13 protein-coding genes and 1 riboswitch are annotated in these 12,138 nt (G+C 59.3%); of the genes, 2 read left to right on the top strand and 11 right to left on the bottom strand.

All coding sequences use genetic code 11. The features are described from left to right. The first annotated feature begins 10 nt into the window (after positions 1-10). Positions 11-475 carry a copper chaperone PCu(A)C gene (locus tag EQV96_RS01540; protein ID WP_240881127.1) on the top strand — a complete coding sequence of 155 codons (465 nt, stop codon included), beginning with the start codon at positions 11-13 and terminating at the stop codon, positions 473-475. Between the two features lie 61 nt (positions 476-536). On the opposite strand, the gene EQV96_RS01535 is transcribed toward EQV96_RS01540, so the two are convergent. The 8 genes from EQV96_RS01535 to EQV96_RS01500 form a co-directional block, all read right to left on the bottom strand. Then, on the bottom strand, positions 537-1,880 hold the full coding sequence (locus EQV96_RS01535) for an OprD family porin (RefSeq protein ID WP_138737992.1): 1,344 nt from the start codon (positions 1,878-1,880) through the stop codon (positions 537-539). Continuing rightward, complete coding sequence (locus EQV96_RS01530; RefSeq protein ID WP_095038811.1) at positions 1,877-2,317, bottom strand: pseudoazurin; 441 nt, start codon at positions 2,315-2,317, stop codon at positions 1,877-1,879. Before EQV96_RS01530 ends, EQV96_RS01535 begins: the two co-directional genes overlap by 4 nt. A 22-nt stretch (positions 2,318-2,339) precedes the next feature. After that, positions 2,340-3,101, bottom strand: a complete 762-nt coding sequence (locus EQV96_RS01525) for an ABC transporter ATP-binding protein (protein ID WP_095019938.1) — start codon at positions 3,099-3,101, stop codon at positions 2,340-2,342. Then, on the bottom strand, positions 3,098-4,114 hold the full coding sequence (locus EQV96_RS01520) for an iron ABC transporter permease (protein ID WP_095019937.1): 1,017 nt from the start codon (positions 4,112-4,114) through the stop codon (positions 3,098-3,100). Before EQV96_RS01520 ends, EQV96_RS01525 begins: the two co-directional genes overlap by 4 nt. Further along, positions 4,111-5,124 (bottom strand): ABC transporter substrate-binding protein, encoded by a 1,014-nt coding sequence (locus tag EQV96_RS01515; protein WP_095024681.1) that lies wholly within the window; start codon positions 5,122-5,124, stop codon positions 4,111-4,113. Before EQV96_RS01515 ends, EQV96_RS01520 begins: the two co-directional genes overlap by 4 nt. Before the next feature lie 115 nt (positions 5,125-5,239). Next, positions 5,240-5,438: riboswitch (cobalamin riboswitch) on the bottom strand. Between the two features lie 33 nt (positions 5,439-5,471). Next, positions 5,472-6,629 (bottom strand): DUF1624 domain-containing protein, encoded by a 1,158-nt coding sequence (locus tag EQV96_RS01510; RefSeq protein ID WP_240881125.1) that lies wholly within the window; start codon positions 6,627-6,629, stop codon positions 5,472-5,474. Between the two features lie 102 nt (positions 6,630-6,731). Beyond that, a complete protein-coding gene (locus EQV96_RS01505) occupies positions 6,732-8,030 on the bottom strand; it encodes an MFS transporter (RefSeq protein WP_240881124.1) in 1,299 nt (432 codons plus the stop codon). A 34-nt stretch (positions 8,031-8,064) separates the two neighbouring features. Further along, positions 8,065-8,838, bottom strand: coding sequence for an SDR family NAD(P)-dependent oxidoreductase (locus EQV96_RS01500; RefSeq protein ID WP_095000241.1), 774 nt, complete (start codon positions 8,836-8,838; stop codon positions 8,065-8,067). A 182-nt stretch (positions 8,839-9,020) separates the two neighbouring features. Here EQV96_RS01500 and EQV96_RS01495 point away from each other — a divergent pair, with 182 nt between their 5' ends. Beyond that, entirely contained in the window at positions 9,021-9,356 is a 336-nt protein-coding gene (locus tag EQV96_RS01495) for an RcnB family protein (RefSeq protein WP_095000240.1), read from the top strand. 95 nt (positions 9,357-9,451) lie between these two features. Here the strand turns inward: EQV96_RS01495 and EQV96_RS01490 are convergent, their stop codons facing one another. From EQV96_RS01490 to EQV96_RS01480, 3 genes are all read right to left on the bottom strand, one after another. Continuing rightward, on the bottom strand, positions 9,452-9,955 hold the full coding sequence (locus tag EQV96_RS01490) for a PaaI family thioesterase (protein ID WP_240881122.1): 504 nt from the start codon (positions 9,953-9,955) through the stop codon (positions 9,452-9,454). A gap of 77 nt (positions 9,956-10,032) precedes the next feature. After that, positions 10,033-10,479 (bottom strand): MaoC/PaaZ C-terminal domain-containing protein, encoded by a 447-nt coding sequence (locus tag EQV96_RS01485; RefSeq protein ID WP_095026262.1) that lies wholly within the window; start codon positions 10,477-10,479, stop codon positions 10,033-10,035. Further along, entirely contained in the window at positions 10,476-12,113 is a 1,638-nt protein-coding gene (locus EQV96_RS01480) for an AMP-binding protein (protein ID WP_240881121.1), read from the bottom strand. Before EQV96_RS01480 ends, EQV96_RS01485 begins: the two co-directional genes overlap by 4 nt. Positions 12,114-12,138: the final 25 nt, after the last annotated feature.

The following is a 12,138-nucleotide window of genomic DNA, read 5'->3' as shown; positions in this document are numbered from 1 at the left end:
AGCCAACCCTATGAAGCCTGTTAAGTATCTACTGTTGTCACTGCTGGGCATGAGCCTGCACGTTTCTGCGCAAACCGTTGTTGATGATGCCTGGGTGCGCGCCACCGTGGCCGGTCAGCCTTCGACCGGTGCCTTTATGCACATTACTTCGAGCACCGACAGCAAGCTGGTTGAAGTCCGTTCTCCGGTAGCCAAGACCGTACAGATCCACGAATCGAAGATGCAAAACGACGTGATGAGCATGCAGCCAGTGACATCGGTAGCGCTACCGGCGGGCAAGGGCGTGGCCATCGAACCTGAGGGCTACCATGTGATGCTGATTGACCTGGTCAATCAGGTCAAAGCCGGTGACCAGGTACCTTTGATCCTTATTGTTGAAGACAGCAAAGGGGTCAAGGAACAGATTGAGGTGAAGGCCGAGGCGCGTGCACTCAATAGCATGCCGATGCACCACGATCATGGTTCGATGCACTGATTCGCAGTTAAACGCCGTAGCAGCAGCCTCGTTCCTTCGGCAGCTGCTACGGTTGGTTTACCTAAAACCGGCCCGTCAGCGGGTATTCGACCGCCAGGCGTATCTGGTCCGCATCCAGTTCGGCCTGTGCGGTATTGCCGCGATGGACATTATGTCGCAATGACATGATGGTGCCCTTGGCTGCACCGCTCTGCACCACATAGCGCGCTTCGAGATCCCGTTCCCAGTGCTTCCCGCCTTTGCCATAGCCCAGGTACGCATAGCCGCCCCGCGGATCCACATGGCTGCCGTCAATCTGGCTACCTCGCACATACGCTGCGCTGAACACCAGCCCCGGCATACCCCAGGGTGTCATCGCCAGGTCGTAACGCGCTTGCCATGATTGTTCGTTAGGTGCGTTGAAGTCAGATAGCTGGACCGCATTGGTCAGGAAAATCGCGCCCCGTGTCACATAATCAAATGGCGTGTTGCCATGCACTTTCTGATAGCCCACGCTGAAACTGTGCGGGCCCTGGGCATAGGTGCTCAGCAAACTCCAGGTGGTGTTATCGATATTGCCCGACAGCGCCTTGCCTTCATCGGTTGTGCGGTACAGGTTGAGGTTCAGCGACAGCGAGCGGTTTTCATCCAGCGCGTGGCTGAAGACGGCGCCCAGGTAATGCTGGTTCCAGGTGTCTTCGTAGCGCGAGGTGTAAAGGCTGGCGCTGAGGTTTTTGCTCGGGGTATACACCAGCCCGGCCAGGTCGAATGCATTGCCTTTGGGGCCATTGGAATAATTGACCACAAAGCCCTGATTGTGGCTGCTGGCATTGCGGTCGGTGCTTTCGGTGAAATGCCCACCGACCATTTTAAGGGCATTGAACTCGTTGCTGGTGAGGAACACCCCCGTGGCCGTTTCCGGCAGCAAGCGGCTGTCGGATGAGCTGAACACCGGGGTCTTGACCCGCTGCTCACCCCAGGACAGCACCGTGTTGGACATACGCAGCTTGAGCGCCGCGCCACCTCGGCCGTAGTTGTCCTTGGGGTAGCCGTCGTTGTCCAGCCCAAGCAGGCGGGCCTTGCCGGCGCGACCGCCGCCACTGTCCAGCTTGAGGCCCATATAGGCGTGGGCATCCACCCCGACACCGATCAGGCCCTGGGTAAAGCCTGATTGCAGGGTGCCCATCAAGCCGTAGGCCCACTCTTCGCCATAGCCATTGCGATCGGAGCGCGATTTATAGGCATTGCGTGCGCCGCTGTTGCTGGCTCCGTGGCGATACTCACGGCTGTCGTAGACCGTACGGTTGACCACACTCCAGGTGCTGTCTTCAATAAAGCCCTTGGCTTGCTCCTGGGCCGACTCCGCCACGGCCAGGGGGCTGGCGAGGGCGATCAGGATCGCGGAGCGTGTACCCACGGCACTCATTTCGCCACCTGCTGCTGTTGCAGTGCAGCAGTCAAACGGTCCAGTGCGCGTTTGGGTAACGTGGCGGGCAGCACCGGGGGCTCGGTAGAAGGTTCGCCCACCTGAATCAGCATGACCATGCCCATGGCCAGGTGCGGGGTGCATTGAATGCCGTAGAGGCCGGGCACGCTGAAGGTTTGCTCTACCTCCTGGTTGATCTTGCCCTTGAACGGTTGCGCACCTTCAGGCAGCAGTCCGGGCAGTGTGGCCGCATTGTGGCCGCTTTGTGTGGGGATGAACCTGACCGTGTCGCCGGGGGCGATCTGCAGGTAATCCGGTTCATAGACCATACCGGCCGTGGCACTGCGGGTGAGCATTTTCACTTCGTGGGTTTGTGCCAGTGCCGAAGTACAGAGCAGGGCAGTGGTCAGCAGCAGGGTCAGGGATGAAATACGCATGGGTGGCTCTCTTAAATAGTATTCAAACGCACATACGCAGGATCTGCGCGCCGTCAAAAGGGTCAGTCAGGTAATGCGCCTGTACCCCGAATGTGCTCTGCAGCCGTTGCGGGGTCAGGACTTCAAGGGGTTTACCAAGCGCCATCAAGCGGCCACGTTCAAGAATCGCCAGGCGATCACAGCTCAGGGCCTGATTGAGGTCGTGCATGGCGATCAGGGTGGTCACGGGCAGGGCATGTATGGTTTTTAATATGGCCAGCTGATGCTGGATATCCAGATGATTGGCGGGCTCATCCAGCAACAGGATTTGCGGGCGCTGGGCCAGGGCCCGGGCGATATGCACGCGTTGTCGCTCACCACCCGAGAGCCCGCGCCAGGTACGGTTGCGCAGATGCGTAGCATCCACATCGGCCAGTGCCTGCTCGACAATGGCCGTGTCCCTGGCTGACCACGGGCTTAGCGCCGACAGCCAGGGTGTACGGCCCAGCGCGACGGCATCAAAAACGCCAATGCTGTCGTGGGTGTCGGCATGCTGCTCGACCACCGCCAGGGTTTGCGCAATGTTGCGCTGGCTCATTTTGCGCAGCGCTTGCCCGTGCAGTAAAACCTGGCCCTGGCCGGGCACCCGCAGGTTGGCCAGCAGCTTGAGCAATGTGGACTTGCCGGAGCCGTTGGGCCCGACTATCCCCAGGGTTTCGCCGCGCTGCACACTGAGGGTGATGCCCTGCAACAGCTGGGCATCACCCACGCGGTAACTCAGGTTGCTACAACTCAGTACCGTCATCGTGCATGTCTCCGGCCGATCAGGATCAGCGCAAATACGGGCGCGCCCACCAGGGCAGTGACCACGCCGACGGGAATCACCTGGCCTTTTATCAAGGTGCGTGACAGCACATCGGCGGCAATCAGGAACAAGGCCCCGCCCAGGGCGCTGACGGGCAGCAGGCGGCCATGCCCGGTACCGGCCAGCAAGCGCACGGCGTGGGGAATGACCAGCCCGACAAAACCGATGGAGCCTACAATCGACACCATCACCGCCGTCACCAGCGCCGCACAACTGATCAGCAATAGCTGCACCCGGCGCACCGGGATACCCAATGAGGCCGCTGAGTCCGCACCAAAGGTGAACGCATCCAGCGCCCGTCGATGCCACAGGCACACCGCCAGCCCCAGCACCGCAACAGGCACTGCCAGCCATACCGAAGGCCAGCGCACGCCACTGAGATTGCCCAGCAACCAGAACATGATCCCGCGAGCCTGCTCGGAACTGGCCGATTTGGTGATCAGGAAGGCAGTGATTGCGTTGAACAACTGAGAACCGGCAATGCCTGCCAGGATGATCTGGGCACTTACACCGGAGGGCCCGCTGGCCCGTGCCAGCAGAATAACCAGGGCAAAGGCGCAAATCGCCCCGGCAAAGGCCCCGGCCGACAGTGAAATGGCCCCGGCGCCCAGACCAAGCACCGCGACCACAACGGCACCTGTGGACGCTCCGGCAGAAATGCCCAGCAGGTAGGGGTCGGCCAGCGGGTTGCGCAGCAAGGACTGCAATACCACGCCGCAGATGGCCAGCCCCGCACCGCAGGCTGCGGCCACCAGGGCTCGGGTCAGGCGATAGTTCCAGACAATGCCTTCGTCGATCGGGTCCAGTGCATGCCCGGCGCCCCACAGTTTGTTGGCCAGTACCTGCAGCACCACATCGGGTGCGATCGGAGTTTCACCGATAGCGACCCCGGCGAGTACAGCCAGCAGCAGTGCTGTACAGGCGGCGAAGGCAGTGATCAACCGTGCAGTCATTTAGGCAGGTCGTGGCGGCTGATCGCAGTTGCGAGTGTTTCGATGCCGTCGAACAGGCGCAGGCTGGCCTGCATCCCGTGGGCATCGAGGACAATGATGCGGTTGTTTTTCACGGCATCCATATTGCGGGTTACCGGGTCGGTACGCAGGAATTCAAGTTTTTTCTCGACGTCATCCGCCGGGAAGCGTCGGCGATCCATGCGCGCGATGACCAAAAATGTCGGGTTGGCCTTGGCCAGGGTTTCCCAGCCGACAGTTGGCCATTCTTCATCGGACTCCACCACATTGCGCACGCCCAGGGTGTTGAGCATAAAGTCGGGGATACCCTTGCGCCCGGCAACATATGGGTCGATATCCATGTCCGCACTGGAGAACCAGAACAGCGCACTGGTGGCGCTCAGGTCCTTGCCCTTGAGCGAGGCAATGGATTTTTCCAGGCTCGCCTTGAGCTGGTTGTTCAGTTGTTCACCGCGCGCCTGCACATCGAAGATCTCTGCCAGCTGGCTGATGCTCTTGTAGACAGTGTCGATACTGAATGGCTGCATGCGCGTGCCGTCGGCGCCAACCAGGTTGTCTTTGCCCTCGCAGTCAGAAGGCATCAGGTAAGTCGGTATCTTCAGTTCGTGAAACTGCTCGCGGGTGCCCACCACACCCTGCGGCCCCACCATCCACTCCAGCTGCACGACCACCAGCTCCGGGCGTTTCCCAATGACGGCTTCAAAGCTCGGGTCATTGTCGGCCAGGCGCTCAACCTTGTCGTTCTGTGCCTGGTATTGCACGGGGACATCGTTGAACCACAAAGAAGTACCCACCAGCCTGTCACCAAGGCCCAGGGCATAGAGCATTTCGGTGCCGGCCTGGCCAATGGTTACCGCGCTTTTGGGGGCATGCTCAAACGTCAGCGGGGTGGCGCAGTTCTGCAGGGTCAGGGGGTATTGCGTGGGGGTCGCATGAGCCAGGGCCGGCAAGGCCAGCGTGACCATGAGCGTAACAACGCGGTGCAACAGCATGATGCAATCTCCATTTGATCGTACACGGGGCATAGGTGCACGGACGGGAATGCATCATCGGGTACTGCTGCAGCAACAGTACAAAGCAGGATGCCTCCCCGGACACCCCGCCGGTTAGTGTGTGGACTTTGCCGGCAGGTCTCCTGACTGATGGGTCATCGCTTGCTCCAGCCTTCCCGGGGGGTATCCCAGTGGCAATCTTGGAGCAGGCTCGTCATCTACAGTTGCGGGGGCAGTTCCGTTGGGTGCTGAAAAAGCACTGCGGATTCCCTTTTAACCCCCCGCTAGGGGGGACCGGCGGCGAGATGATAATCGATCCTGTTGGGCAAAGGGGGGCGCCGTCAGAATCAGAAATACTTGAGCCAGGTGATATCCCGCCGGCGGGCTTTCAAGTTGGCGAACCAGCGCACCGGCAAATACAACGAAATGGCCAGCAGCACGGCCGTTAACCACACCGCCCCGATACTGTCGAAACCGAAATAGTTGCCCTGATTCAAGCCAAACAGGGCAACACTGGCCAGGTACAGCACTTTGAGTGCATACAGATGCAACAGATAGAAAAACATCGGGGCTGCGCCAAAGACGGCCAGGGTGCTGATCCACTTGCGCTGTTGTGCCCGCTCAAACGTCAGCAACAGCAACAGGCCCACACCCAGGGTCAAGGCGAGAAACAACAGCGAAGGCGGGTATTTAGTGATATTGAAAAAACTCATCACGCTGTGCATGGCGGAGTCATGGCTTGCCCAGGGGGCTTCGCCATAGCCATTGAACAAACGCAGCAGCATAAAGCCGAGCAGGGCGCCACTGCCTGCCAGCAACAGATAGCGCTGGCGCAGGGCTGGCGGGGTGGAGCGGGTGAACCAGGGGCCCAGGCAATAACCCAGAGCAATCACGCCGATCCACGGCAACACCGGATAGGACGTGCGCATGCGCAAGCTGTCGCCCACTTCAATCCAGCCGCGATCATGCAATATCGCCCAGGGCACATGCATCATCGACCCCGCCGCAAAATTCAGGTTATCCAGCAGATTGTGCCCGGCGATGATTCCCAGGCCAAGTATCAGCAAGACCGGGCGTGGCAGCCACACCAGGGCGGCAAGGGCGATCATGCTGACGCCAATGGCCCAGATGACCTGCATGTAGATCACCGACGGCGGCAACTGGAAAGTCCAGGCGAAGTTGACCAGAGTGAACTCCAGCAGCACCAGAAACAGCCCGCGCTTGAACAGGAACGCCGAAACATCGCCTTTGCCCTGATACTTTTCGCCATACAGATACGCCGACAGACCGGTCAGCAAGACAAATACCGGCGCACACAGATGGGCCAGGGTACGGCTGAAGAATAGTGCAGGGTCGGTGATCTCGATATTCATCGGGTCGGCTACTTGCCGGTGCAGGAAGAATGTCTCGCGCACGTGGTCCAGCAGCATAAAGAGGATAACCAGGCCGCGCAGGGCATCGATGGACAGCAGGCGCTGATTCAAGGGGGGAGTAGGGAGGGTCATTGAAGGGTCGCTGGCAAGGGAATGTTATAAAGTACTGATACTGTATAACATTCCCTGTTTCCCTGTCACCCCTTTGAGAAACACTCTCAAAGCTGGATATGTCTAGCGCAGCACTTTCACCCAGGCCATCAGCAATGCCGAAGACAGCACCCCGGCCGTCATAAAGATATACGCCGCCCCCGGATTGCCGGTAAGGCCGATCAGGTAGCCCACGATCCAGGAGCCGACAAAGGCCCCCAGGGCGCCACAGGCATTGATCAGGCCAATGGCTCCGCCGAACACGTTCGAAGGAATAATCTCCGGTATCAGTGCGAAAAAAGGCCCATAAGGTGCGTAAAGTGCAGCGCCGGCAATAGTCAGCAAAGCAAACGACAACCAGAAATGTGAAGACCCGAGCAGGAACGAGCAGAAGAAGGCCAGCGCCCCCAGGGCCAGCAGCGGCCAGATGAAGGGTTTGCGCTGCTGGGTTTTGTCCGAAGCCCAGGACACAGCCAGCATCGTCGCTACCGCTGCGACATAAGGAACTGCGCTTAGCCAGCCAACTGTCACGATGTCCGCCGCCGCTGCCTGTTTGATAATGCTCGGCAGCCACATGATAAAACCGTACACGCCAATGCTCCACAGCGCATGCACACAGCACAACTGGATCACCACAGGGCTGGTAAACGCCTGACGGTAATTACGCACTTGTTGCATGCCTTTCTGTTCATCAGCCAGGGTCGCCGCCAGTCGGGCTTTTTCCTGTGGCGTCAACCAGTTCACCTGTTCAGGCCTGTCTCGCGCCATGCGCCACCAGACGAAGGCCCAGAGCACCGCTGGCGCGCCTTCAATGATGAACATTTCGCGCCAGCCCCAGGCCTGGATCAGGTAGCCGGACAGTACCGACATCCACAATACGGTCACCGGGTTGCCCAGCACCAGGAAGGTATTGGCCCACGAGCGCTCTTTGCGGGTGAACCAGTTGCTGATGAAAATCAGCATGGCCGGCATCACGGCCGCTTCGACAATGCCCAGGGAAACCCGAATAAACATCAGCATCGGGATATTGGTCACCAACCCCGTGGCCATGGCGCAAAAGCCCCACAGGATCAGGCTCCAGAACACCAGTTTGCGCACGCTGTACTTCTGCGCGTAGATCGCCCCCGGTACCTGGAAGAAAAAGTAACCGAGAAAAAACAGCGCACCGATCAGCGAGGACATGCCCTTGGTGATGCCCAGGTCCTGCTCGATGCCCGCCGCACTGGCAAAGCCGTAGTTGGCCCGGTCCAGGTAGGCCAGGCTGTAAGTAATGAATATCAGCGGGATCAGATACAGCCAGCGTTTGGTCGCGAAGCCCTGGGTCTTGACCTGCGCACTGCCGATCTCGCTCAAGGGCAGTGCTGGTTCTTTAAGCGTGCTCATGGGGTGTTCCTTGTTATTGTTTTTCAGGTGCGGGTCAAACAACGCTGGTCAGGCCCCCGTCCACAAACAGGGTTTGCCCGTTGATAAAGTCCGAAGCCGGCGAAGCCAGGAACACCGCGGCTCCGCACAGCTCATCAACCCGGCCCCAGCGGCCAGCCGGGGTGCGCTTGCACAGCCACTCGGAAAACTCCTGGTTATCGACCAAGGCGCGATTCATTTCGGTGGCAAAATAGCCCGGGGCCAGGCCATTGGCCTGGATGCCATGCCGTGCCCACTCGGCGCACATGCCTTTGGTGAGCATCTTCACTGCGCCTTTGGAGGCGGCATAAGGGGCGATGGTCGGGCGTGCCAGCTGGCTTTGCACCGAGCAGATATTGATGATCTTGCCGCGACCGCGGGCGATCATGTGCCGCGCAACAGCTTGGGAAACATGGAACACACCGTCCAGGTTGGTGCGCATCACGTCGTGCCAGTCGCTGGCGCTGAAGTCCTCCAGTGGCGCACGACGCTGGATGCCGGCGTTGTTGACCAGAATATCGATGGCCCCGACATCGCTCTCAAAGGTGTTGATCGCGGCTAGCAATTGCTCGCGGTCGGTCACATCGAAGGCCACGGATTCAGCCTTCAGCCCTTCGTCGCGCAGTTGAGCGGCCACGGCACGAGATTTATCGATATTGCGAGTGTTGATCACCACCGTTGCGCCAGCTGCGCCCAGGCCGCGGGCCAGTTCAAGCCCGATACCCTGGCCTGATCCGGTGATCAGGGCCCGACGCCCCTCAAGCTTGAAGCTGTTGATATTGAATGACATGCTGTTCTCCACAAATGGCCGTTTATTATTTTCAGCGGCCTTGTGGTTACTTCACCTCAAGCTATAAGTGCAGTCCAATCGTCATTGCTGATCTCGTGATCAATATTCTTGATTAAGATATTGGAACGTACTGCAGTGAGGGCTTGTCCATAAAGCCTGTACTCCCATACGTTGAGGTGAACATGCGCAGCTTGATTTCTGCATCAATAATGGCCGGTCTTTTGTGCGCCATGCCTTACGCAGCACAGGCTGATGACGACAAACCCGGGGACTGCAAGCCGGGGCAGATACTGGCTGAGTCCATGGACCTGAGCAGTTGCTATGGCAACGGCGACAAGGCGCCTGATCAATTCATCCGGGACGCGGAGGCGATCAAGGACTGGCACGCCCGGGGCCTGCCAAAACCTGATGAACATGAACAGTGGGTGCAAATCAGCGGCCACTATGTGCTGGTCAATCGCGTCAATGCGGTAATCAAGGAGATCCGCACCAAAGACGCCAGAGTCCTGAGTAAATAACGGCTGGATCCCGGACCAGTCAGCTCCCACCGATTGCGCTGCTGGCAATCAGGGTGGGAGCGAGCTTGCTCGCGATGATGTCACGCCGATCAGCTTTAACCCGCAGCGCGGCCATGGGCTGCCGTGGCCAGTTGCCCGGTGTCGACCCGTACGAAAATCGAATCGCCCACCGCCGTCAGCACATCCCCGGCATAGACCTCGCATATAATCCGCGTTTTACGCCCCACGTCGCCTTCCACCCGGGCCCGCAAGGTCAGCGGCACGCCCATGGGCGTCGGTTTGATAAATTTGACTCCCAGGTTGCCCGTGACGCAATTGATCCGCGGCAGGCTGGCCGCATCGCGCTGCTCCATGCGGTAGTGATAAGCCATGGCCGTCCAGTTCGAATGGCAGTCCACCAGCATGGCGATCATGCCGCCGTATACCAGTTCGGGCCAACCGCAATATTTGGGGTCCGGCAGGTGTTCGGCGATCACATGCACACCGTCTGCGTGCCAGTAACTCTTGATATGCAAGCCGTGAGGGTTGTGGCTGCCGCAGCCATAACAGACTCCATCGGGGGCTGCGGTGTCTTGCAGAGAGGTCGTTAGCCGGGACATATCATATTCATCCTCAAGGACCCGCCGACTTGTCGTGGCGGGCAATGTTCACAGCCAGCCGGGCTGTTGGAAAAGGTCTAAACCGGCGTCCGATTGCTGAGCAAAATCTTGCCGCTGGCCTCGGCAATCTGCTCGCCGCTCTGGTTGCTGCAATAGCCGCTGAGTACCGCAATACCGCCATTGCTGCGGGGTTTGTCGAGGGTTTCGGTAATGGTCCATTCGACACTCAGGGTGTCGCCTGCAAACACCGGAGCGATAAACCGGCAGTTATGCTCAAGGTAGGCCACGGCGGTGCCGTAGAAGTACATGCCGATGGAAGCAGACATGAAGGCGCTGGTCATTGGCCCATGCAGGATCGGTCGACCGAAACGGCTGCTGGCACAAAATTGGGCATCGCTGTGCAACGGGTTGAAGTCACCAAACATGCCGCAGGCACGGCTGATGTGTGACGCATCGATGGTCAGCGACTGGCCAAACGTTTCGCCCCGGGTAATTTCGTCGAAAGCCTTTCCTAGAAAATTCATGCTTGCAGCTCCATCGCAGTACGTTGTTCTTCCAGTTCGCGCAGGGCCTTGCGAATGATTTTGCCCGTCGTGGTCATGGGCAGTTCGTCGAGGAATTCAATTTCACGGGGGTACTCATGGGCGGCCAGTTGTGCGCGAACATGCGCCTGCAGCTCGCGTATGGTGTTGTTGCTGGCGGCGTAGCCGTGGTTGAGGACGACAAACGCCTTGACCACCTCGGTACGAATCGGATCTTTCTTCCCGATAGCCGCCGCCATTTTCACCGCCGGATGCTTGATCAGGCAGTCTTCGATGGGGGTCGGTCCGATGCGATAGCCTGCGCTGGTGATGACGTCATCGTTGCGTCCAAGGAAGAAGATATAGCCATCCTCATCCATCGAGCCCTTGTCGCCCGTCACCAGCCAGCCGTTGAGGTATTTCTCGGCAGTGGCCTGGCTGTTTTCCCAATAGCGCAGCATCTGGCTGCCGTTGGGCGTGGCCACGGCAATATGCCCTGAACCACCTGTGGGCACGGGCACGCCATAGTCGTCGACGATGGCCACGTCAAACCCCTCGACCGCGCGGCCAATGGCATGGGGGCGGTAGATCCCCTGGCTGGCGCAGGAGGACACCACCAGATTGCATTCGGTCTGGCCATAAAATTCATTGATGCGCACGCCCAGCGCCTGGTCGCCCCAGGCCAACAGTTCATCACCCAGTGACTCGCCACCACTGGCAACCGACCGCAGCGCGAGATGCCAGCGCTGTTGCGGGTTTTCGACAGGGCGTAACAGCTTGAGGGCGGTGGGCGGGAAGAAGACATTTTTAATCTGCAATGCTTCAATCAGGGCAAATACGTCTTCAGGTACAAACTTGTCAGCGCGGTGGGCCACCACCGGCACGCCGTGATACCAGGCAGGTAGCAGCACATCGAGCAACCCGCCAATCCATGCCCAGTCTGCCGGGGTCCACATCCGGTCACCGGGCTGGGGGAAGTCGTCGTGTGAATTGCGCACGCCGGGCAAATGCCCGAGCAACACGCGATGGGCATGCAAAGCGCCTTTAGGATGGCCGGTGGTGCCGGAGGTGTAGATGATCAGTGCCGGATCCTCGGCCGCCGTATCGAGGGTCTCGAACTGGTCACTGTGGCACTGCAGTTGCTCATGGTAATCAAGCACGTCATTACGATGCGCGGGTGCATCGATAACGTAGCACAGATGTAAGTGGGCAAGGCCGGCACGAATTCCGTCGATCTTCTGCAGGCCGCTGGCGTCGGTGATCAGCGCACGCATTGAACAGTTCGAAGCGCGATGTTCGATGGCGTCCGCACCGAACAGCTTGAACAGCGGAACCGCAATGGCGCCCAGCTTGTACAGCGCGATATGGGCGGTGCCGGCCTCCAGGCCTTGAGGGAGCATGATCCCGACCCTGTCACCTGCGTTGATACCTTGTGCGCGCAAACTGTTGGCCAGGCGGTTGGCCTGTTGTTGCATGGCCAAAAAGCTGTGGTATTGAACCGTGCCATCGGCATTTTTCTGGATGATCGCAATGCGTTCGGGGTCGTCAGCCCAGCGGTCACAGCAAGCCCGGGCAATATTGAAACGCTGCGAAGCATCCCGTTGCGGGTCGCTGGGAGAGAGAGGTGCCGTGTTCATGGTCGAGTCCTTGTTGTTATGCGCC

It is taken from the genome of Pseudomonas sp. TMW22080 (assembly GCF_022496745.1).
In the GTDB taxonomy this organism is placed as follows: domain Bacteria; phylum Pseudomonadota; class Gammaproteobacteria; order Pseudomonadales; family Pseudomonadaceae; genus Aquipseudomonas; species Aquipseudomonas bubulae.
Note: the sequence above shows the minus strand (reverse complement) of the source record. Positions and strands in the feature narration are given on the sequence as shown.

Bases quoted from the DNA above. Each gene is read 5' to 3' on its own strand.
- EQV96_RS01490 (WP_240881122.1), bottom strand. From the start codon at position 9,955: ATGTCCCGGCTAACGACCTCTCTGCAAGACACCGCAGCCCCCGATGGA.
- EQV96_RS01500 (WP_095000241.1), bottom strand. From the start codon at position 8,838: ATGTCATTCAATATCAACAGCTTCAAGCTTGAGGGGCGTCGGGCCCTG.
- EQV96_RS01530 (WP_095038811.1), bottom strand. From the start codon at position 2,317: ATGCGTATTTCATCCCTGACCCTGCTGCTGACCACTGCCCTGCTCTGT.
- EQV96_RS01540 (WP_240881127.1), top strand. From the start codon at position 11: ATGAAGCCTGTTAAGTATCTACTGTTGTCACTGCTGGGCATGAGCCTG.
- EQV96_RS01510 (WP_240881125.1), bottom strand. From the start codon at position 6,629: ATGACCCTCCCTACTCCCCCCTTGAATCAGCGCCTGCTGTCCATCGAT.
- EQV96_RS01485 (WP_095026262.1), bottom strand. From the start codon at position 10,479: ATGAATTTTCTAGGAAAGGCTTTCGACGAAATTACCCGGGGCGAAACG.
- EQV96_RS01495 (WP_095000240.1), top strand. From the start codon at position 9,021: ATGCGCAGCTTGATTTCTGCATCAATAATGGCCGGTCTTTTGTGCGCC.
- EQV96_RS01525 (WP_095019938.1), bottom strand. From the start codon at position 3,101: ATGACGGTACTGAGTTGTAGCAACCTGAGTTACCGCGTGGGTGATGCC.
- EQV96_RS01535 (WP_138737992.1), bottom strand. From the start codon at position 1,880: ATGAGTGCCGTGGGTACACGCTCCGCGATCCTGATCGCCCTCGCCAGC.
- EQV96_RS01505 (WP_240881124.1), bottom strand. From the start codon at position 8,030: ATGAGCACGCTTAAAGAACCAGCACTGCCCTTGAGCGAGATCGGCAGT.
- EQV96_RS01520 (WP_095019937.1), bottom strand. From the start codon at position 4,114: ATGACTGCACGGTTGATCACTGCCTTCGCCGCCTGTACAGCACTGCTG.
- EQV96_RS01515 (WP_095024681.1), bottom strand. From the start codon at position 5,124: ATGCTGTTGCACCGCGTTGTTACGCTCATGGTCACGCTGGCCTTGCCG.
- EQV96_RS01480 (WP_240881121.1), bottom strand. From the start codon at position 12,113: ATGAACACGGCACCTCTCTCTCCCAGCGACCCGCAACGGGATGCTTCG.